We start from the raw sequence: 20,609 nt of genomic DNA, 5'->3' as shown, positions 1-20,609 counted from the left end.
AGGGGCGCGAGCGTGCGCATCGGTGTCCCCCGGGAGACCCGGGAACGCGAGACCCGTGTGGCGGCCACGCCCGCCACGGTGATCGGGCTGCAGAACCTCGGCTGGACGGTGACCGTCGAGCCGGGCGCGGGGGTGCGGGCGGACTTCCCCGACGACGCCTACGTCGCGGCGGGCGCCGAGCTCGGCGACCCCTGGGGCGCCGACGTCGTGCTCGCGCTCAACACGCCGGCGCCGGCCGACCTCGCCCGCCTACGGGAACGGGCGACGCTGGTCTGCCGCGTCGCGCCCGCCCAGAACGCCGAACTGCTCACCGACCTGGCGGCCCGCGGCATCACGGTGCTCGCCACCGACGCGGTGCCGCGCATCTCGCGCGCCCAGTCGCTCGACGTCCTCAGCTCGATGGCGAACATCGCGGGCTACCGCGCGGTGATCGAGGCGGCGAACCGGTTCGGGCGCTTCTTCACCGGCCAGGTGACCGCGGCCGGCAAGGTCCCGCCGGCGAAGGTGCTGGTCGCCGGGGCGGGCGTCGCCGGCCTGGCCGCGATCGGCGCCGCGTCCTCGTTGGGCGCCATCGTCCGCGCCACCGACCCCCGCCCGGAGGTCGCCGAGCAGGTCAGCTCCCTCGGCGGGGACTTCCTGACGGTGGACGTGGAGCAGGAGCGCTCCACCGACGGCTACGCGAAGGCCACCTCCGAGGCCTACGACCGGCGCGCCGCGGAGATCTACTCCGAGCAGGCCGCCGACGTCGACATCATCATCACGACGGCGCTCATCCCGGGCCGTGCGGCGCCGCGCCTCATCACCGCCGCCGACGTCGCCGCGATGCGGCCCGGCTCGGTGATCGTGGACATGGCGGCCGGGATGGGCGGCAACGTCGAGGGCTCGGTGCCCGACGAGGTCGTCACCACCGCGAACGGCGTCACGATCATCGGCGACACCGACCTCGCCGCCCGCCTGCCCGCGCAGGCCTCGCAGCTCTACGGCACGAACCTGGTCAACCTGCTCAAGCTGTTGACCCCCGAGAAGGACGGCGAGCTCGTCCTCGACCTCGACGACGTCGTCCAGCGCGGCATGACGGTGGCCCACGAGGGGGCGGTGACCTGGCCGCCGCCCCCGGTGTCGGTCTCGGCGGCCCCACCGCCGGCCCCGGCGCCCGAGGTGCCCTCGCCCGTCGTCGAACCGGCGAAGCCCCGCTCCGCCGCCTGGCGCTACGGCGCGATCGCCGTGGGGCTCGCGCTGCTGTTCGTGGCCACCGCGTTCGCCCCGGCCGAGCTCGCCACCAACCTCACCGTCTTCGTGCTCGCCGTCGTCATCGGCTACTACGTCATCGGCAAGGTGCACCACGCGCTGCACACGCCGCTGATGTCGGTCACCAACGCCATCTCCGGCGTCGTCATCGTGGGCGCCCTCGTGCAGTTCGGCGCGCACGGGACGCTCGTCTCGGTCCTCGCGTTCATCGCGATCGTGCTCGCCAGCATCAACATCGTCGGCGGCTTCGCGGTGACCCGCCGCATGCTCGCCATGTTCACGAAGGGTCCGGCCGCATGAGCCCGGAAACGGCGGCCACCGCCGCCTACATCGTCGCCGCGCTGCTCACCGTGATGAGCCTCGCCGGCCTCTCGAAGCATGAGACCGCCCGCAACGGCGTCGTCTACGGCATCGCCGGCATGACGGTGGCCCTGGTCGCCACCGTCGTCCTCGCGGCGAACTCGCTCGAGGCCGGCGCAGTCGCGCTCATGGTCGCGGGCTTCGTCATCGGCGGCGGGGTCGGCCTCTGGCGCGCCCGCGTCGTCGAGATGACCGGGATGCCCGAGCTCATCGCCCTGCTGCACAGCTTCGTCGGCCTCGCTGCCGTGCTCGTGGGGTGGAACGGCTACCTCGAGGTCGAGGCGGTCGGCGCCGCCCAGACCACGGTGGCGCCGGAGCTGCTCGGCATCCACTCCGTGGAGGTCGGTGTCGGCGTCTTCATCGGCGCCGTGACCTTCACCGGCTCGATCGTCGCCTACGGCAAGCTCTCGGGGCGGATGAAGTCCCGGCCGCTGACCCTGCCGGGCAAGAACGCCCTGAACCTCTCCGCGCTCGTCGCGTTCGCCGCGCTCACCGTCGCGTTCGTGCTGGCGCCCTCGCTCGGCGTCATGATCGCGATCACCGCCGTGGCCCTCGCGCTGGGCTGGCACCTCGTGGCCTCGATCGGCGGCGGCGACATGCCCGTCGTCGTCTCGATGCTCAACAGCTACTCCGGCTGGGCGGCGGCGGCGTCGGGCTTCCTGCTCAACAACACGCTGCTGATCGTCACCGGCGCGCTCGTCGGCTCGTCCGGTGCGTACCTGTCCTACGTCATGTGCCAGGCGATGAACCGCTCGTTCCTGTCGGTCATCGCAGGCGGCTTCGGCGTGGAGTCCGGCACCGCGGCCGCGGACGTCGAGGGCGAGCACCGGGAGGTGCAGGCCGACGAGGTCGCCGAGATGCTGCGTGAGGCGTCGTCGGTGGTCATCACCCCCGGCTACGGCATGGCGGTGGCGCAGGCGCAGTACCCGGTCGCCGACCTCACCCGCAAGCTGCGCGACAAGGGCGTCGAGGTCCGCTTCGGCATCCACCCCGTCGCCGGCCGCCTCCCCGGGCACATGAACGTGCTGCTCGCCGAGGCGAAGGTGCCCTACGACATCGTGCTCGAGATGGACGAGATCAACGACGACCTCGCCTCCACCTCGGTCGTCCTCGTCATCGGCGCGAACGACACGGTCAACCCGGCCGCCATGGACGACCCCGGCAGCCCGATCGCCGGCATGCCCGTCCTGCGGGTGTGGGAGGCCAAGAACGTCGTCGTGTTCAAGCGCTCGATGGCCGTCGGCTACGCGGGCGTGCAGAACCCGCTGTTCTTCCGCGAGAACACGTCGATGATCTTCGGTGACGCGAAGAAGCGGGTCGAGGACATCCTGACGGCCCTGTAGCACCCCTGCCAGGACGAACGAACGGCACTGTCGCAGCATCCATGTGCGCGACAGTGCCGTTCGTTCACGTCGGGGTGGTCTCTCAGGCGGCCGCCAGCGACACGGCGCCGAGCGCCTCCGCGACCAGCCGCACCGACTGACGGCGCTCGGCCGGGTCGTGGATCGCAGTCGTGATCATCAGTTCGTCGGCGTCCGCCTCGCGGGCCTTGCGGGCGAGGTCCTCGGCGACCTGCTCGGGCGTGCCGACCGACACCTTCGACGCCATCGAGGCGGCGATGTGCTCCTCGGCGGCGCTCCAGTCGTGGGCCAGCGCCTCCTCGGGGCTGGGCAGCGGGCACGGGTTGCCGGTCCGCAGGCGAGCCATCGACAGCGCGTTCGCGCGGCCCAGGGCGTAGGCGCGCTCCGGGTCGGGGTGGGCGATCGCGGCGGCGCCGAGGACGACGTGCGGCTCCTGGGCGCCGGCCGCGGTGCTCGGCCGGAACGACTGCCGGTAGATGCGGGTGGCCTCCCCGGCGTCCGCGCCGCCGAAGTGCCCCGCGTAGGCGTAGCCGGTGCCGAACGCGGCGGCGGCCTGGGCGCCGTAGTAGCTGGACCCGAGGATCCAGACCGGCGGCAGCGGCACGTCGTCGGGAGCGGCCACGATCCCGACGAAGGGGTGGTCGGCCCCGAAGCCGTCGACGTAGCCGCGCAGCTCGGCGAACTGGTCCGGGAAGTCGTCGGCGGTGAGCGCCTCGTGCGAGCGGCGCAGCGCGATCGCGGTGCGCGGGTCGGTGCCGGGCGCCCGGCCGAGGCCGAGGTCGATGCGACCCGGGTACAGCCCGGCGAGCGCGCGGAAGGTCTCGGCCACCTTCAGCGGGCTGTGGTTCGGCAGCATGATCCCGCCGGACCCGACGCGGATCGTGCTGGTGGCGCTCGCGACGGCCGCGATCATCACCTCGGGCGCGGAGCTGGCCACGCTCGCGATGCCGTGGTGCTCGGCGAGCCAGTAGCGGCGGTAGCCGGCGGCCTCGGCGGTGCGGGCGAGTTCGACGGTGTCGTGCAGGGCCTGCGAGGCGGGCGTACCGGAGGGGACCGGGGAGAGGTCGAGGACCGAGATCGGGATGCCCATGTGGGAGTGCAACGCCGGATCGCCGGGCCGGGATTCCCCGCCGGGCCCCGGATCCGCCCTCACTCCGGCGGGGCGAGCAGCGCCAGCAGGTCGTCGCGGCCGAAGACCCGCGCGGTGTCCACGGCCGTCGGGTGCCCGCCCAGCGGGTCGGCGCCGGCCTCGAGCAGGGCCGCCACCACGTCGTCCTCGCCCTTGAAGACCGCGCCGGCCAGCGGGGCCTGACCGCGGTCGTTGAGCCGGTCGACGTGGGCGCCCCGCGCGGTCAGCGCGCGCACCGTCGGGGCGTGCCCGTGGTAGGCCGCCAGCATGAGCAGGGTGTCGCCGGAGCCGTTGGTCAGGTCGACCGGCATCCCGGCGTCGACGTAGGCCGCGAGGGTGTCGGTGTCGCCGCGGCGCGCGAGGTCGAACATCCGGCCCGCGAGCTCGGCGACGTCCGCGGACGGCCCGGTCACGTGCGCGACAGCGGCGCCGCGGTGTCCGGGTCGGGCGTCGGGTCGGAAGTGTCCTCGCCGTCGTCGTCGCGGCCCCAGCCGCAGTAGGGGCACCACGGCTCGACGCGGCGGTGCAGCACCGTCAGCGCCATCGTGCCGAGCGGGAGCAGCAGCACGAGGTCGCCCCAGCCGGGCCGGAACAGCAGCCCGGCCGCGACGCCGACGGCGGCCGCGACGACGAGCAGCACGATGCCGGCCGTGGTGGTGGCGGAGTGGAAGAGCCGCAGCCACCGCCGCCGCCGCTCGACGACCTGGGCCGGGTTCTCCGGGCTGTCCGCGATGCAGCGCAGGCACAGGCGGTCGTCGTGGGCGAGCGTGAACAGCTGCACGACGATGAACACCAGCACCGCGCCGAGGGAGATCAGGCTCGCGTCGTGCGCGTCGGAGAACCCGGCGACGATCGCGACGGCGATCAGCGGGCCCCCGGCCAGCAGCGGGTGGTGGGCGATCGCGGCGCGGACGCGCACCAGGAGCGAGTCGCGGCCGTCGTCGTCGTGGCTGCCCGCCCCGGCGTCGCCCCGGTCGTGTGTGTGCCGGTCCACTCGGCCACCCCCGTCCTGCTGGTGAAGAGAGCGTATGGCGCGATCCTCGCGACCGCGACCGGCCACCCCGGAAGCGGGGCGCCCGACCGGGTCAACCCCGCGCGAGGAGCAGCGGCACCCGCTGCTCCGCCGAGGTCAGCGAGCCGTGGTGGCCGACCAGGGCGGTCTCGCGGGGCTCGTTGCGGGAGCGCACCAGCGTCCAGGCGCCGCGGGCGGCGGCCACCACGTCCCCGATCCGGCCCCGCGCGGTGTCGGTGACGTCCGGGCCGAACCACCCGCCGTCGACGGCCTCCTCGCGCGAGACCACCCACGCCGCGTCGGCGAGCTCGGCGCGCCACGCGGCCAGGACGTCGTCGGCGGCGCCGGGGACGGCGTGGACGTGGCGCACCCGGGTCTCGCCCGCGAGGCGGCGGACGCCGGCGAGCAGGGTCGGGGAGTGGTCGAGGTCGACCTGCCAGCCGCGGTCGGTGGCGACCATGCCGTGGTCGGCCACGACGAGCAGCGCCGCGCCGGGCCGCAGGCACTCCGCGATCGCGGCGACGAGCCGGTCGACGACCTGCAGCTGCAGCCGCCACGGCAGCGAGCCGGGGCCGTGCCGGTGGCCGATCGTGTCGAGATCGCCGTGGTAGGCGTAGACGAGGGCCCGCTCCTCGGCCTCGACGTCGAGCCCGTGCAGCACCTCGGCGGCGAGGTCGCCGAGCGCGGACACACCGTGGAACCGGCCACCGCGCAGGGCGGCCCGGGTGAGCCCGGAGCGCCGCTGGATCTCGGGTGCCACCTGGGTCACCGCGACCCCGGCGCGCAGGGCCTGCTGGAGCACCGTGGGGCGGGGCTGGACCTGCTCGGGGGGCAGGTCGGCGAGCAGGTCGACCGGGTCGGTGGCGCCGTGGGCGCACCAGCGCAGGGTGTTGAGGACGACGTCCGGGGCCGCCTCGGGCTCCGCGAGCGGCGGCACGCCCATCGAGTAGCCCTCGATGCCGTGCACGCCCGGCGGCAGGCCCGTGCCGAGCGAGGTGATGCTGACGGCGGTGGTGGCGGGGAAACAGGCCGTGAGGTCCCGCGAGGACGCCCCGCGCGCCAGGTCGTGCAGCGCGGGGGCGTCGTGCGGGTGGGCGGTGAGCAGGTCGGCGCCGAGACCGTCGACGAGCAGCACCGCGACGGCGGTGACGTCGTCGGGATGGCGGGCCACGCCGAGCGTGTCGGCGAACCCGGGCACCCCGAGCGCGGCCGCCGTGGACGGCATGACCTCGGCGAGCGTGCCGTGCCCGTACGCAGGGAGGAACGGGCGCTCGGTCATGCCGGGGGATCGTAGGGAGGCTCCGCCGTGTGAGCACTTTCCGTGGCTCCGGCCACGGAAAGTGCTCACATGGGCGCCGCCCACCTACACCGAGGAGACGGCCTCCGGCGTCGTCGACTCCGGCACCCGCGTGGCGTGGTAGTCCTCGCCGCGCGTGTGGTCGGTGCCCTCGCGCGTCCCGGCCGCCCGCAGGGCGAGCGTGACCAGCGCGGCCACGACCAGGTTGCCGATCAGGGCCACGGCGCCGACGTAGATCTGCACCTTCGACCCGTCGAACGGCGTCCAGCCGAAGAGGTCCAGCTTCCCCAGGGCGAGCGCGGACCCGCCGAAGTGCTGCTTGCCGTTCACCGGGTTCGGGATGCCGTAGAGCATGATCATCCCCCAGATCAGGCCGACCGCCCAGCCGGCGAACAGCGCCCACCGGTGGAACCACCGGGTGTAGAGCGCGATCGCGACCGCGGGCAGCGTCTGCAGGATGATCACACCGCCGATGAGCTGCAGGTCGACCGAGAACTGCGGGTCCACCACGACGATGAACAGGACGGCGCCGACCTTCACCACGAGCGAGGCGAGCTTGGCCTGCCGCGCCTCGTCCTTGGGCGTGGCGTCGCGGCGCAGGAACTCCTTGTAGATGTTCCGCGTCCACAGGTTCGCGGCGGCGATCGACATGATCGCGGCCGGCACCAGCGCGCCGACCCCGATCGCGGCGAAGGCGACACCCGCGAACCACGACGGGAACTGCCCCGCGAACAGCGCCGGGACGATCGTGTTCGAGTCGGGGCGGCCGGTGGAGCCGTTGACGATCGGCTTCGTGCCCGCCGCGATCGCGACGTAGCCCAGGAGCGCGAGCAGGGCCAGCAGGAACGAGTAGGCCGGCAGGGCGGTCATGTTCCGGCGGATCGTGGCCCGGCTCGAGGACGACAGCACGCCGGTCACCGAGTGCGGGTACAGGAACAGCGCCAGCGCCGAGCCGAGGGCCAGCGTCGCGTACTGGAGCTGGTTGTTCGCGGTCAGCAGCGTCGAGCCGGCCGCCTGGCCCGTCGTCGGGGAAGGCTGGGCGAGCTTCGTCGCGCCCGCCTCGAAGATCGCGCCGAACCCGCCGAGCTTGATCGGCAGGTAGATGATCGCGACGAGGATGACGATGTAGATCAGGATGTCCTTGACCACCGCGATCAGCGCCGGCGCCCGCAGCCCGGACTGGTAGGTGTAGGCCGCGAGCACCACGAACGCGACGAACAGCGGCGCGTGGCCCCAGAATCCGGACCCGTTGAGCCCGATCGTGCGCAGCACCGCCTCGAGCCCGGCGAGCTGCAGGGCGATGTAGGGCATCGTCGCGACGATCCCGGTGACGGCGATCGCGAGCGCCAGCAGCGGCGAGTCGTAGCGGCCGCGGACGAAGTCGGCCGGGGTCACGTAGCCGTGCACCCGGGAGACCGACCAGAGTCGCAGCAGCGGCAGCATGACCAGCGGGAACGCGATGATCGTGTAGGGCACCGCGTAGAAGCCCAGGGCACCCGAGGAGAACAGCAGCGCCGGGATCGCGACGAAGGTGTACGCCGTGTAGAGGTCCCCGCCGAGCAGGAACCAGGTCACCCACGAGCCGAAGCGGCGCCCGCCGAGGCCCCACTCGTCGAGGTGCTCGAGGTCGTCGGCGCGCCGCCAGCGGCTCGCCATGAACCCCATGACCGCCACGGCCACGAACAGCAGCAGGAAGACCACCAGCTGCACGACCTGCGCGCCGGTCATCGGTCACCCTCCTCGTCGCGGTCCCGGGTGACGAGGTGGACGGTCAGCGTGCAGACGATGCCGATCGGGATCACCACGATCTGGAACCAGTAGAAGAAGGGCAGCCCGAACAGGGTCGGCTCCGCCTGGTTGAACAGCGGCGTGATCAGGCTGATCAGGGGGACGAGCAGGAGCAGGTTCCAGGCCCGGAAGCGGAAGTGCGGCCTCGCGGGCGCGGGGTCCGGGGTCTCCGGATCCGCGAGAGATGACGACATCGGCGGTCCTCGTCGGGGCGTACTCGGTCGGTGGACGCGCGGATGTTAGGCGCGCGTACAGGTACGCACCAGAGGCTCTACTGCTGGGTAACCCCTTCCGTCCCCGATGTCCGATTTCTTTTCCGACGACGGGTCTCCCGCCAGATCAGCACGCCCGCGACGAGCACGACGACGGGGATCGGACCCCACGCGAGATAGCGCGCCACCGTCTCCAGCGAGAGCGCGAACACGTAGCCCAGCAGGACGCAGCCGCCGCCCCACACGATGCCGCCGACGGCGTTCCAGGGCAGGAACGTGCGCAGGTAGGGCATGCGCGCCATGCCGGCCATGCCGGGGACGAGGGCGCGCAGGAGGGCGACGCCGCGGCCGAGCAGCACGGCCTTCCCACCGTGGCGGCGCAGGAAGTCCTCGGTCTCCTGCCAGCGGTGCTCGCCGACGAGACGGCCGGCGCGGGAGGCCTGCAGGCGCGGTCCGACGAGACGACCGACCTCGTACCCCACGGAGTCGCCGGCGATCGCGCACGCCATCGCCACGATCATCATCGGGACGAGCGCGATGATCCCCTCGTGCGCGGCGAACCCGGCGACGAGCAGCGCCGTCTCGCCGGGGAGCACGACGCCGACCATGATCGCAGCCTCGGCGAACGCCAGGCCGCCCGCGATGACGTACAGCCATCCGCCGACGCTCTCGTCGACGCCGCGCAGGAACTCGAGCACGCGATCATCGTGCCCCAGCCGGGCGACCCGTCGTCGGGAGAGAGGCCTCCGGAACGAGCGAACGGCACTCTCGCGCACCGTATGTGCGCGAGAGTGCCGTTCGGTCAGATCAGGATCAGGCCAGTCGCTGCTTCAGCGCCTCGAGCTCGTCGCGCATCGAGGTCGGCAGGGCGTCGCCGATCTTGTCGAACCACTCGTCGATGAGCGGCAGCTCCTCGCGCCACTCGTCGAGGTCGACGCGCAGCGACGCCTCGATGTCCTCGCGCGGCTCGGAGAGCCCCTCGAGGTCGATCTGGTCGGCGCTGGGGACGTGACCGATGGCCGTCTCCGTCGCCGCGGCCGTGCCCTCGAGCCGCTGGATGATCCACTTGAGGACGCGGCTGTTCTCGCCGAACCCGGGCCACAGGAAGCGGTTGTCCTCGCCCCGGCGGAACCAGTTGACGTAGAAGATCTTCGGCAGCTTCGTGGCGTCGGCGCTCTTGCCCACGTTCACCCAGTGCTGGAAGTAGTCGCCGACGTTGTAGCCGAGGAACGGCAGCATGGCCATCGGGTCGCGGCGGACCTGGCCCTTGCCGCCCTTGGCCGCGGCGGTCATCTCGCTGGACATCGTGGCGCCCATGAAGGTGCCGTGCTGCCAGTCGAAGGACTCGGTGACCAGCGGGATCGTCGTCTTGCGACGACCGCCGAAGAGGATCGCCGAGATCGGCACGCCCTGCGGGTCGTCCCACTCGGAGGCGACGACCGGGCACTGCGAGATCGGCACGGTGTAGCGCGAGTTCGGGTGCGCGGCCGGCTTGGCCGAGCCCGGGGTCCAGTCGTCGCCGGTCCACCCGGTGAGGTGCTGGGGGTCGCCCTCCAGGCCCTCCCACCAGACGTCGCCGTCGTCGGTCAGCGCGACGTTCGTGAACAGCGCGTTCCCGTGCTCGATGGTGCGCATCGCGTTCGGGTTGGTGCTCCAGTTCGTGCCCGGCGCGACGCCGAAGAAGCCGAACTCGGGGTTGACCGCGTAGAGGCGGCCGTCCTCGCCGAAGCGCATCCAGGCGATGTCGTCGCCGACGGTCTCGGCGCGCCAGCCCGGCACGGTCGGCTGGAGCATGGCGAGGTTCGTCTTGCCGCAGGCCGACGGGAACGCCGCCGCGACGTAGTACGCCTTGTCCTCCGGGCTGATCAGCTTGAGGATCAGCATGTGCTCGGCGAGCCAGCCCTCGTCGCGCGCCATCACCGAGGCGATGCGCAGCGCGTAGCACTTCTTGCCCAGCAGGGCGTTGCCGCCGTAGCCGGAGCCGTAGCTCCAGATCTCCCGGGTGTCCGGGAAGTGGCTGATGTACTTGGTCTCGTTGCAGGGCCACTGCACGTCGGCCTGGCCCGGCTCGAGCGGGGCGCCGAGGGAGTGCAGCGCCGGCACCCACTCCGTCCCGGCCTCCTCGAGGCGCGCCTGCACCTCGGCGCCCATGCGGGTCATGATGTGCATGGAGACCACGACGTAGGGGCTGTCCGAGATCTCGACGCCCAGCTTCGGCGACTCGGCGTTCGTCGGGCCCATGCAGAACGGGATGACGAACATCGTCCGACCACGCATGCACCCGCGGTACAGCTCGGTCATGGTGGCCTTCATCTCGGCCGGGTCCATCCAGTTGTTCGTGACCCCGGCGTCCTTGGGGTCGGCCGAACAGATGAAGGTGCGCTCCTCGACCCGGGCGACGTCATCGGGGTCGGACGCGGCGTGGAACGAGTTCGGCTTCTTCTCCGGGTCGAGCCGGGTGAAGGTGCCCGCCTCCACGAGCTCGTCGGTGAGGCGCTTCCACTCCTCCGGCGAACCGTCGCACCACACCACCCGGTCGGGCGTGGTGAGCTCGGCGACCTCGGCCACCCACTCCAGCACCTCGCGGCGCTGCAGCGGCGGGTTGTCGAGCCCAGGGATGGTCGGTGCGGCCGTCATGCGTCGTGTCACTCCTCGTTCGCCGGTCACTGTCGAGCGACGACCAGAGGTCGTCACGCAACGGGGTCACGGCCTGAGTGCACCGGCGTGCGGGCAGTCGGCGGCCGGTACACATCGCCGTGTGGCCCCGTCGGAGTACAACGACGTTAACGACAGATGCTGCACACGGAACCGCTGAGCGGTGTTCGAGGCACCACTTCCACGATCAAGCTGAACGATTCAGGCTCGCAGGGCCCTGACCAGGCCCGGAAGGACTTCACCGAGAGGTGACGCGAGCCGCACCGTCGCGAGGTCGTCGGCGCGGCTCGGCCCACCGGTGACGATGGCGACGGGCGTGCCCGAGCGGGTGGCGGCCCGGGCGAAGCGCAGGCCCGACATCACGGCGAGTGACGATCCGAGGACGACGAGCGAGCGCGCCCGCGCCACCAGGTCGAAGCAGCGCTCCACCCGTGGCCGCGGCACGGACTCGCCGAAGAACACCACGTCCGGCTTGAGCGGGCCGTCCCCGCACACCGGGCAGTCGATCATGGAGAAGGCGTCCACGAGCTCGTCGGGCAGCTCCACGTCGCCGTCCGGGTTGACCTGCGCGTCGCGCAGGCCCGACACGGCGACGTCGAACCCGTGGTTGACCCGCGTGAGCTCGGCCTGCACCGCGGCCCGGTCCAGCTCCGCCCGGCACGCCAGGCAGACGACCCGCCCGAGCGCGCCGTGCAGCTCCACCACGTCGCGCGCCCCGCCGGCCTGGTGCAAGCCGTCGACGTTCTGGGTGATGACGCTCCCGACGAGCCCGCAGCGCTGCAGCGCGGCGACCGCCTCGTGCGCCGGGTTCGGACGGGCGCGCTCGATCTGCGGCCACCCGACGTGGCTGCGGGCCCAGTACCGGTGGCGGGCCGCCGGGTCGTGCACGAACGCCTCGTAGGTCATCGGCGTGTGCCGACGTGCTGCGCTCGAGGGACCGCGGTAGTCGGGGATCCCCGAGTCGGTGGACATCCCGGCGCCCGAGAGCACGCAGACCCCGCCGGCGCCCACCAGCGCCGCGAGGTCGTTGAGGTCACCCCGGAGCGGCACCTCGGCGTCCCAGCTCTCCTGCAGCACCGAGCCCGGATAGCGCATGACGACCTTGCCCACGGGCTCCATGGTGCCCCCGTCGGGCCGCGGGCGTCGGCCCGGACGACCTCAGGCGAGCCCGGAGCGCGGGCGGGCGAACACGCGCAGGATCGCCACGACCACCGCGCCGATGACGAGCCACGCGATCGCCGGGATGCCGTAGGAGAGCAGCACCTGCGCGGTCCCGTTCCCGACGACGAACAGGTTGGCGAGGCCGAGGGTCAGCGCGTCGGCCGCGGAGGCGATGAACTGCGTCAGCCCGTTGTCGGGGTTCGCGCCGAGGATCTGCAGCACGATGTGCACGACGAGGATCGCGGCGAAGAGCCCGGTCACGAGGCGGACGAGTCCGGCGACGAGCCCGATCACGCCGCGGACGGCGCCCGTCACGGGATTGCCGGAGCGGGGACGGCGGTCGAGGTCGGCCATGGTGGGGGAGTGCCCGTTCGGCGGCCGCGGTGCGCGTCCGATCCATCACGACTGCGTCACGGCCAGGTCCTCGTGTGCGCCGGGCGGCGCAGCGGCTACTCCTGCCCGTGCCCACCACCCCCGTACTGCCGGCCCGCCACCGCTCGGTCTGGCTCGACCGCGACCTGCCCTCCCACCCCGCGCTGCGTGGCGAGCTCCGCGTGGACGTGGCCGTGGTCGGAGGCGGCATCACCGGCCTGACGACGGCGGTGGCCCTGCACCGGGCGGGCTGCTCGGTGGCCGTGCTGGAGGCCCGGCACCTCGGCGCGGTGGCCAGCGGCAACACCACGGCCAAGGTGTCGGTGCTGCAGGGCACCCGGGCCTCGACGCTCGCGCAGCGCCACCCGCAGGAGGTCGTCGACGCCTACGTCGCCGCGCACTCCGCCGGTCTGGACTGGCTCGCTGCCCGCGCCGAGGGTGTCGACTGCGGCTTCGAGCGCGCCTCGGCGGTCACCTTCTCGACGACGGGTCGCGACTCGTCGGGAGCGCGGGCCGTCCGGGCCGAGGCGGACGCCCTGCGCGCCGCGGGCCTGCCCGCCACCCTCGACGCCGACCTCGACCTGCCGTTCGGGGTCTCCGAGGCGGTCACCCTCGCCGATCAGGCGCAGTTCGACCCGGTGCCCTACCTGCACGACCTCGCCCGCGAGCTCGTCGACGCCGGGCAGCCGGTGTTCGAGGGGACCCGGGTGCGCTCGGTGTCGCTGGGCGCCTCGTTCGGGGCGACCCCGGAGCTGCGCACGGAGCACGGCCGGGTGCTCGCCGACCGGGTCGTCCTCGCGACCGGCCTCCCGGTGCTCGACCGCGGCCTCTACTTCGCCCGCGTCGAACCCGCCCGCTCCTACGCGCAGGCGGCGCGGGTGCGCGACGCCGACACCCTCCCGCGGGGCATGTACCTGTCCGCGGACTCGCCGACGGTGTCGATCCGCACCGTCGTCCGCGACGGCGAGCGCCTCCTGCAGACCGGCGGCTTCGGCCACCGGGTCGGTACCGACACCCCGATGTCGCACCACGAGCGCGACCTCGCGGACTGGACCGCGCAGCGTTGGCCGCTCGCGGAGATCACGCACCGCTGGTCGGCGCAGGACTACGAGCCCGAGGACGGCCTGCCGTTCGTCGGCCCGATGCCGCTGCAGCCGCGGGTGCTGGTGGCCACCGGGTTCGCGAAGTGGGGCATGACCGGCGGCACCGCGGCCGGGCTCGCGCTCGCCGACCACGTCGTCGGCCGCGACAACCCCTGGGCGCCGACGTTCGCCGCGGACCGCGCGCCGAAGCTGAACTCGGTCCCGTCCCTGGCGAGCTTCAACGGCCAGGTCGCCCGCTACCTCGCGACGGGGTGGGCGAAGCCCGACCTGCCCTCCGGGACGCCGCTGGCGGAGGGCGAGGGCCGGGTGGAGACCACGCGGCGCGGCAAGGTCGGTCGCTGCCGGGTCGGCGGCGTGGAGCACGAGGTCGGGGCCGTGTGCCCGCACCTCGGCGGCATCCTCGTCTGGAACGACGCGGCCGCGACCTGGGACTGCCCGCTGCACGGCTCGCGGTTCGCGCCCGACGGCAGCGTGCTCGAGGGACCGGTCACCGAGGGGCTCGGCGCCCCGCCCGGGCTGACCCGGGTGATCGCACCGCGGTCGTGATCACGACGCCTGCGACACCGAGGACATGTTGAAGTCCGGGATGCGCAGCGGCGGCATCGCGACGCGGGTGAACCAGTCCTTCCACTCGCGCGGCAGCGTCCGTTCGGTGGCGCCGGCCTCGGTGGTGCGGCGCACGAGGTCGAGCGGGGACTCGTTGAAGCGGAAGTTGTTCACCTCGCCCACCACCTCGCCGTCCTCGACGAGGTAGACGCCGTCGCGGGTCAGACCGGTGAGCAGCATGGTCTCCGGGTCGACCTCGCGCATGTACCAGAGGCAGGTCAGCAGCAGGCCGCGGCGCGTCCCCGCCACGAGGTCGGACAGCGACGCCGGCGACCCGCCGGTGAGCAGCAGGTTGTCCGACGGCGGGGCGAAGCGGGTCCCGAACTCGGCCGCAGCCGCGCGCGGGTAGGCCAGCTCACCCACGGCGCCGTCGCGCAGCCACTCCACGCGCCGGGTGCTCGCCCCGTTGTCGAACACCGACACCTCGTCGCCCGACGACGTGGTGGCGAGCACCGGCTCGTAGCGCAGCGTCGGGAAGTCGGGGGCGTCCGGATCGCCGGCCAGGGTCAGCGGCAGGTCGGTCAGCTGCTCGCCGACCCGGGTGCCGCCGGCCCGTGAGAGGGCACTGCGGCCCTCCTGGGCCGGCCGCCCGCCCATCGACCAGGCCAGGTAGATCATGAAGTCGCTGACCGCCGACGGCGGCAGGATCGTCTCGTAGCGCCCAGGCCCGAGCGCGATCCGCCGGCGTCCCCACGCCAGTCGGCCGCGCAGGTCGCCGAGGATCGCGGGCAGATCGACGTCGGCGAAGTCGCGCGTCGACGTCCCGCCCCAGACGGAGCTGCCGGCCTCCTTGAGGTTGACCTCCACGGCCCCGGCCGGCTCCACCCAGCGGCGTCGCACCCCGGCGGAGGTGGCGAGCCAGGTGGTGGTCACGTGGTGGTCGGCGAAACCCGCGGAGAGGTCGGTGCGGAACGAGTCGCCGAGGTCGGCGGCGAGGTCGGCGAAGACCCCGATCGAGGTCTCGGCGGCCGGCTCGTCGAAGGCGTCGCCGGGCCCGGTCGGCGGCGGGAGCTCCGCGGCGTCGCGGGAGGCCCCGGAGTCCTCCGCGGCCCGCACGGCCGCGCGCACCGCGTCGGTGAGCCGGGCGTCGGCCTCGGCGCCCCCCGCGAGCAGCGAGTCCGGTGCCGACACCCGCACCACCCCGGCGCCCGTGCCACCGCCCGCGAGCGGGACGAGCAGCACCAGGCCGAGCGAACGGTCGGTGGTCGCCCCGTTCGTCGTCATGGTGGAGTTCGCCCAGCGCAGCACCACCTCGCTGGTCTCGCGCAGGATCACCGCGGCGCCCGCGTCGGGGCGGATGCGGGCCGCCGTCTCCAGGGCCCGGTCGACGAGGCTCATCGGCCACCCTCGCTCGCGGTGTTGAGGACGTTGACGCCGCGGAACAGCGCGGACGGGCAGCCGTGGCTCACCGGCGCGACCTGCCCGGGCTGGGCCTTGCCGCAGGTGAACGCGCCGCCGAGGCGCCAGGTCGACGGTCCGCCGACCGCCTCCAGCGCGCCCCAGAAGTCCGTGGTGGTGGCCTGGTAGGCCACGTCGCGGACCTGCCCGGCCAGTTCGCCGCCCCGGATGCGGTAGAAGCGCTGCCCGGTGAACTGGAAGTTGTAGCGCTGCATGTCGATCGACCAGGACCGGTCGCCCACCACGTAGAGCCCGTCCTCGACGCCCGCGATCAGGTCGGCGGTGCTCACCTCGGTCGCGGCGGGAGCCACCGACACGTTCGCCATCCGCTGCAGCGGCACGTGCTCGGCGGAGTCGGCGTACGCGCAGCCGTTGGACCGCTCGAGCCCCAGGCGCGGGGCGAAGGAGCGGTCGACCTGGTAGCCGACGAGGACCCCGTCGCGGATCAGGTCGAACTCGCCGGTCGCGACCCCGTCGTCGTCCCAGCCGACGGACGCGAGCCCGTGCGGCACCGTCCGGTCGCCCGTGACCTGGAGGACCTCGCTGCCGTAGCGCAGCGTGCCGAGCAGGTCCGGTGTCGCGAAGCTGGTGCCGGCGTAGTTGGCCTCGTAGCCGATGGCGCGGTCGTACTCCGTGGCGTGGCCGATCGACTCGTGGATCACCAGCCAGAGGTTGGTGGGGTCGATGACGAGGTCGGTGGGCCCGGCGGTGACCGCCGGGGCGCGCAGCTTCTCCGCGAGCAGCTCCGGGAGCTCGGCCAGCTCGGCGTGCCAGTCCCAGCCCGTGCCGGTGAGGTACTCCCACCCGCGTCCGACCGGCGGGGCGACCGTGCGCAGCGACTCGAAGCCGCCCGCGTCCCGGTCGACCGCCGTGACGCCCACGCCGGGGTCGACCCGCACCCGCTGCTGGGTGGTGACGGTGCCGGCGAGGTCGGCGTAGAAGGCCTGCTCCTTGACCTCCAGGCAGCTCGCCTCGACGTGGTCGACGCCGGGCGCGGCGAGCAGCGTCGCCGAGCGCTGCGCGAGCAGCCCGATGCGCTCGGCCTCGTCGACCTCGAACGGGTCGATCGCGTACTCCGACACCCACGTGACGTCGCGGTGCACCGGCTCCGGTGCCAGCTCCACCGTCTCGCGGGCCACCGCGGCGAGGGTCGAGGCGACCTCCAGCGCCCGCCGCGCGGTGGCCGCCGCGGTGGTGGGTGTGACGTCGACGTGCGCGGCGAACCCCCAGACCCCGCGGCGCAGGACGCGGACGGCGAGGCCGACGCGGTCGGTGTCCGAGGAGCTCACCACCCGGGCGTCGCGCAGCTCGAGGGCGCGGCTGCGCAGGCGGTGGACGCGGACGTCGGCGTGCTCGACCCCGGCGTCCCGCGCGACCTGCAGCGCCGCGTCCGCCACCCCCCGCAGCGGGAGGGCGAGGAAGTCCGGGTCGACGGGGTGGACACCGGTGCTCACGCCGCGACGGTAGCGGCCCGGACCGACATCACCCGCGCACCCAGGCCCCCGTCCGCGGGTCGATCGACGGCGGAGGCGGGGGAGGGGCGCCCCACGGGCGTTCCTCCACCTCGTCGTGCCGGGTGGTGACGACGCCCTCGGGCCCGACCCGCGTGACGACGTCGGCGTGCCCGTCGTGGTCGAGGTCCGTGGCCAGGACCAGCCCGTCGCCCCAGGGGGCCACGGTCGTGTCGGCGATCCCGTCGACGTCGGAGTCGACGGTGGGCGCGGCGAGCTCGGGGGACCCGGCCAGCAGGTCCCCGGTGGCCAGGGACGGGGCGGCGGGCGGGTGCGGGAACACCGCCGGCTCGAGCGGGGCGACCTCGTCCTCGGTCATGACCGAGGACGGTAGGCGGCAGCCGGGGCCGGTGGGGGCGGTTCGGGAGAACCCGGGCCGGTCCGTATCGCCGCCGCCACCCGGTCGAGCACCGCCTCCGCCCGCGCCGTCGCCGCGGCCCGCGCCGGGTGGCCGTGATCGGCCGTCACGGCGGGGCCGCGGTCGTCGAGCGCCCGGTCGAGCGCCAGCGTGATCTCCCGGTCGGCGACGATGAGGGCCTCGGAGAGCACCCGCTCCAGGTCGCTGCGGGCCTGACCGAGCGCCTCGGCCAGCCACGCGCGGGCGTGCGCCCGGTCGGCCGCGCGGCGGCGCACCCGGGCGAGCCAGCCCGCCGCGCCGAGCCCGAGGCCGACCGACACCGGCACCAGCGCCGCCCCGACGACCGGCGCCACGGGGACCGCGAGCAGCGGCAGCAGCGCCAGCCGGGAGAGCCCGAGGCCGCCCGACGCGCCCGCGACCACGAGCATGCGGTCCGCGGGTCGTGTCGGGCCGGCGGGCAGGTCCGACCGGGGCACGGGGGCGGGGATCCGCAGCTCGGCGAGGTCGGCCGGCGGCAGGAGATCCGCCAGGGTGGTGACGACGAGGTCCCGCAGCCGGTCCCCGAGGGCGGCCACCACCGCGCCCGCCACACCCTCGAGGTCGCGCGCCAGGTCGGTCGGCACGTCGGCCAGGTCCCGCCGGGACGCGTGGTCGATCCGGTCCCGGTACGACGTCGCCAGGGCACGCACGTGCCGGGCGACGTCGTCGACCACCGCCACCCGCGCCGCGGCGATCTCCGCACGCCAGCGGACGTGGTGCTCCCGCCGGACCACCCCCCGCGGTGCGGCGATCGCGGGAGCGGCGACGACCGGGAGCGAGCGCGCGGCGGTCACGGCCGTCCGTAGCGCGTTCGCCTCGTCGAGCATCCGTCGACGCCGCGCGACGAGCCCGTGCAGGTACTGCTGGAGCGGGGCGACGCCGGCCCGCCGCCGGAGGGGTTCGCCGTCGGTGCCCGTGCCCCGGGCCGCGGCGGCCAGCACCGGTGAGACCGGGAACCACGGCGCGTCGGCCAGCCGCGGGACGTGTTCGGCGACCAGGTCCCGGTCGGCGTCGAGCACCGTGCGCCAGCCGCGGTGGGCCTCCGTGCCGACCAGGGCGAACCCGACGGCCTCGACCGTGCCGGCCGCGGCGGCGATGCGGTCGAGCTCGTGGCGGTCCAGCGGGGCCCCGGCGCCGAGGACGACCAGCAGGGCCGAGGCGTCGCCGGTCGTCCATCCGGCGTCGGGCGCGCGGGGCGGGAGCAGGAGGTCGAGTTCCTCGAGCAGCGGCACGTCGACGCCGGCCGGGTCCAGCCGGGTCACCTCCCGCGCGAGTCCGCCCCGGTCGACCAGGGCCGCGGCGAGGGCCCGCCGCCCGCGCCCGGGTGCGCCGACCAGGGCGACCGCCGGACGCCGACCCGTGCCGACGGCACCCGGCGTCGGGACCCCGGTCCCCGCGAGCAACCGGTCCAGCTCGCGCCGCGCCGCGGCCACCTCCTCGGGCAGCGTGGCCCAGGGGCCGCTCACCGCGTGAGTTCGCCCCACAGCCGCGCCCAGCCGCGGTGCACCGTCTCGGCGACGTCGGCGCGGGCCGGCGGCGTGCCCCAGGTCGCGTAGCTCCGCCAGGCGGCGGCCCGCCGGGCGGCGTGTCCGGTCAGGTCGCCCGGCGTCGTCCCGAGGTGGCGGGCCAGGTCGGGCGGCGGGTCGGCCAGCAGCGCGAGCTCGGCGGCGAGGTCGTCGGGCAGCGCCGGCACCCCGCCCGCGTGCCGGGCGGCGGCCTCGACGAGGGCGAGGTCGAGGTGGACCGGGCGGGCCTGCAGGTCCTCGAGCAGGTCGGTGAGCAGCACGAGGTCCCGGTCGTCCGCCCGTGGCCGGGCGGGTCCGGTGGCGTCGCGGCGTCGGTCCGCGCGCAGCGCGGCCCGTTCGGCGGCGGCGAGGGCCGCGACCCGACGCTCGGCGGCGACCGCGGCGAGCAGGTCGGCCCGCCCGCGGACCTCGGCGCGCAGCCGGGCGACCACCCGGTCCAGCCCGGAGGCGGCGAGCAGGACGGCGCACACGTCCCCGACCCCGGCGTCGGGACGGTCCCGCAGCAGCGTCAGGGCGAGGTCGACGCCGCGGCGGTCGAGCAGGTCGAGCAGGCGGGCGCGCGTCGCGGTGTCGACGGGCAGCGCGGCCGTGGTGAACAGCTCCGGGTCGGCGAGGGCGGCGTCGGCCCCCGGGTCGGTGGCGAGCGCGCGGAGGGCGGCGAGGTCGGTGGTCCGCAGGGCACCGGTCACGGCGGTCTCGGCGAGGAGCCCGACGACGGGCGTCACCGGCCCGACCTGCGCGGCGAGCCGCCGTGTGAGCTCCCCGGCCGTCCGGACCGCGTCCACCTCCGGCCCGACGGTGTCGGCCCGGCCGAGCACCGCGACCACACCGGCCGGACCGTGCCGTGCGGCGTCGGCGAGCCCCGCGACCTCGTCGGGGCGGGCGGTCGCCGGCAGCACGACCAGCGCGGCCTCCGCCGCGTCGGCCGCACCGCGGGCCGGACCCCGCGGGCGCCGGGCGGAGCCGGTGCCGGGGGTGTCGACGACGGTCAGCCCGTCGAGCGCCTCGCTGGTCAGCGACACCAGCAGGTGGTCGACGTCCGCGGGGTCGACGCCGAGCCGGTCGCCCACCGCCGCGGGGACGCGGCCGCCCTCGGCCAGCGGCAGCGGACGCCGCGACCCGTCGGCGAGCACGACGTCGAGCCGGTCGACCGGACCGCGCACGTACCGGGCCGTCAGCCGCGTGCACTCACCCGCGCCGGTGGGGGCCACCCGGCGTCCGACCAGGGCGTTGACGAGGGTGGACTTGCCCGACGACACCGGCCCGGTGACCACGATCGCCGGGGTGGCGACGGCCCGCGCGGCCACGGTGTCGAGCGCGTCCGCGATCGGCAGGGCGACCGCGGGCGAGACCGCGCGGCAGCGCCGTGCCGTGTCCTCCGCCCATCGACCCACACCGGGCAGGGTAGGGAGCCGGAGCCGGCCGTGGGGGCCGTTCCGCGGACCTCACCAGCCACATCCGCCCCGGACTCCC

General features: G+C 74.6%; 18 protein-coding genes. 3 read left to right on the top strand and 15 right to left on the bottom strand.

Annotated elements, in window-relative coordinates; genetic code table 11:
- Positions 1-12: 12 nt before the first annotated feature.
- Together ACQPYX_RS29075 and pntB are read left to right on the top strand one after the other, a co-directional pair.
- Positions 13-1,548, top strand: a complete 1,536-nt coding sequence (locus tag ACQPYX_RS29075; protein ID WP_433800723.1) for a Re/Si-specific NAD(P)(+) transhydrogenase subunit alpha — start codon at positions 13-15, stop codon at positions 1,546-1,548.
- Positions 1,545-2,951 carry a Re/Si-specific NAD(P)(+) transhydrogenase subunit beta gene (gene pntB, locus ACQPYX_RS29070; protein WP_433800722.1) on the top strand — a complete coding sequence of 469 codons (1,407 nt, stop codon included), beginning with the start codon at positions 1,545-1,547 and terminating at the stop codon, positions 2,949-2,951. The genes ACQPYX_RS29075 and pntB overlap by 4 nt, the downstream gene beginning before the upstream one ends.
- An 82-nt stretch (positions 2,952-3,033) precedes the next feature.
- Here the strand turns inward: pntB and ACQPYX_RS29065 are convergent, their stop codons facing one another.
- From ACQPYX_RS29065 to ACQPYX_RS29020, 10 genes are all read right to left on the bottom strand, one after another.
- Positions 3,034-4,059 (bottom strand): LLM class flavin-dependent oxidoreductase, encoded by a 1,026-nt coding sequence (locus ACQPYX_RS29065; RefSeq protein WP_433800721.1) that lies wholly within the window; start codon positions 4,057-4,059, stop codon positions 3,034-3,036.
- Between the two features lie 59 nt (positions 4,060-4,118).
- Positions 4,119-4,511 carry an ankyrin repeat domain-containing protein gene (locus ACQPYX_RS29060; protein WP_433800720.1) on the bottom strand — a complete coding sequence of 131 codons (393 nt, stop codon included), beginning with the start codon at positions 4,509-4,511 and terminating at the stop codon, positions 4,119-4,121.
- Positions 4,508-5,092, bottom strand: coding sequence for a hypothetical protein (locus ACQPYX_RS29055; RefSeq protein ID WP_433800719.1), 585 nt, complete (start codon positions 5,090-5,092; stop codon positions 4,508-4,510). The genes ACQPYX_RS29060 and ACQPYX_RS29055 overlap by 4 nt, the downstream gene beginning before the upstream one ends.
- 91 nt (positions 5,093-5,183) lie before the next feature.
- The gene (locus tag ACQPYX_RS29050; RefSeq protein ID WP_433800718.1) at positions 5,184-6,389 is read right to left on the bottom strand and encodes an alkaline phosphatase family protein; all 1,206 of its coding nucleotides are present in this window, start codon (positions 6,387-6,389) and stop codon (positions 5,184-5,186) included.
- An 84-nt stretch (positions 6,390-6,473) separates the two neighbouring features.
- Complete coding sequence (gene mctP / locus ACQPYX_RS29045) at positions 6,474-8,135, bottom strand: monocarboxylate uptake permease MctP (RefSeq protein ID WP_433800717.1); 1,662 nt, start codon at positions 8,133-8,135, stop codon at positions 6,474-6,476.
- Complete coding sequence (locus ACQPYX_RS29040) at positions 8,132-8,389, bottom strand: DUF3311 domain-containing protein (RefSeq protein WP_433800716.1); 258 nt, start codon at positions 8,387-8,389, stop codon at positions 8,132-8,134. Before ACQPYX_RS29040 ends, mctP begins: the two co-directional genes overlap by 4 nt.
- A 77-nt stretch (positions 8,390-8,466) precedes the next feature.
- A complete protein-coding gene (locus ACQPYX_RS29035; protein WP_433800715.1) occupies positions 8,467-9,105 on the bottom strand; it encodes a DedA family protein in 639 nt (212 codons plus the stop codon).
- Between the two features lie 115 nt (positions 9,106-9,220).
- Positions 9,221-11,044 (bottom strand): phosphoenolpyruvate carboxykinase (GTP), encoded by a 1,824-nt coding sequence (locus ACQPYX_RS29030; protein ID WP_433800714.1) that lies wholly within the window; start codon positions 11,042-11,044, stop codon positions 9,221-9,223.
- 219 nt (positions 11,045-11,263) lie between these two features.
- On the bottom strand, positions 11,264-12,157 hold the full coding sequence (locus tag ACQPYX_RS29025) for a Sir2 family NAD-dependent protein deacetylase (RefSeq protein ID WP_433803834.1): 894 nt from the start codon (positions 12,155-12,157) through the stop codon (positions 11,264-11,266).
- A gap of 63 nt (positions 12,158-12,220) precedes the next feature.
- Positions 12,221-12,577 carry a hypothetical protein gene (locus ACQPYX_RS29020; protein ID WP_433800713.1) on the bottom strand — a complete coding sequence of 119 codons (357 nt, stop codon included), beginning with the start codon at positions 12,575-12,577 and terminating at the stop codon, positions 12,221-12,223.
- A gap of 107 nt (positions 12,578-12,684) precedes the next feature.
- Between ACQPYX_RS29020 and ACQPYX_RS29015 the strand changes: the two genes are divergently transcribed.
- Complete coding sequence (locus ACQPYX_RS29015) at positions 12,685-14,244, top strand: FAD-dependent oxidoreductase (protein ID WP_433800712.1); 1,560 nt, start codon at positions 12,685-12,687, stop codon at positions 14,242-14,244.
- On the opposite strand, the gene ACQPYX_RS29010 is transcribed toward ACQPYX_RS29015, so the two are convergent.
- The 5 genes from ACQPYX_RS29010 to ACQPYX_RS28990 are packed head-to-tail and all read right to left on the bottom strand — an operon-like array spanning position 14,245 to position 20,530.
- Positions 14,245-15,642 (bottom strand): metallopeptidase TldD-related protein, encoded by a 1,398-nt coding sequence (locus ACQPYX_RS29010; protein ID WP_433800711.1) that lies wholly within the window; start codon positions 15,640-15,642, stop codon positions 14,245-14,247.
- The gene (locus ACQPYX_RS29005) at positions 15,639-17,156 is read right to left on the bottom strand and encodes a TldD/PmbA family protein (RefSeq protein ID WP_433800710.1); all 1,518 of its coding nucleotides are present in this window, start codon (positions 17,154-17,156) and stop codon (positions 15,639-15,641) included. Before ACQPYX_RS29005 ends, ACQPYX_RS29010 begins: the two co-directional genes overlap by 4 nt.
- Before the next feature lie 28 nt (positions 17,157-17,184).
- Positions 17,185-17,532 carry a DUF6802 family protein gene (locus ACQPYX_RS29000; protein WP_433800709.1) on the bottom strand — a complete coding sequence of 116 codons (348 nt, stop codon included), beginning with the start codon at positions 17,530-17,532 and terminating at the stop codon, positions 17,185-17,187.
- Positions 17,529-19,076 carry a hypothetical protein gene (locus ACQPYX_RS28995; protein WP_433800708.1) on the bottom strand — a complete coding sequence of 516 codons (1,548 nt, stop codon included), beginning with the start codon at positions 19,074-19,076 and terminating at the stop codon, positions 17,529-17,531. Before ACQPYX_RS28995 ends, ACQPYX_RS29000 begins: the two co-directional genes overlap by 4 nt.
- Positions 19,073-20,530: a dynamin family protein gene (locus ACQPYX_RS28990; protein ID WP_433800707.1), complete on the bottom strand. Its 1,458-nt coding sequence runs from the start codon at positions 20,528-20,530 to the stop codon at positions 19,073-19,075. The genes ACQPYX_RS28995 and ACQPYX_RS28990 overlap by 4 nt, the downstream gene beginning before the upstream one ends.
- Between the last annotated feature and the right edge of the window lie 79 nt (positions 20,531-20,609).

This window comes from Actinomycetospora sp. CA-084318 (assembly GCF_050955885.1).
Classification (GTDB): domain Bacteria; phylum Actinomycetota; class Actinomycetes; order Mycobacteriales; family Pseudonocardiaceae; genus Actinomycetospora.
Note: the sequence above shows the minus strand (reverse complement) of the source record. Positions and strands in the feature narration are given on the sequence as shown.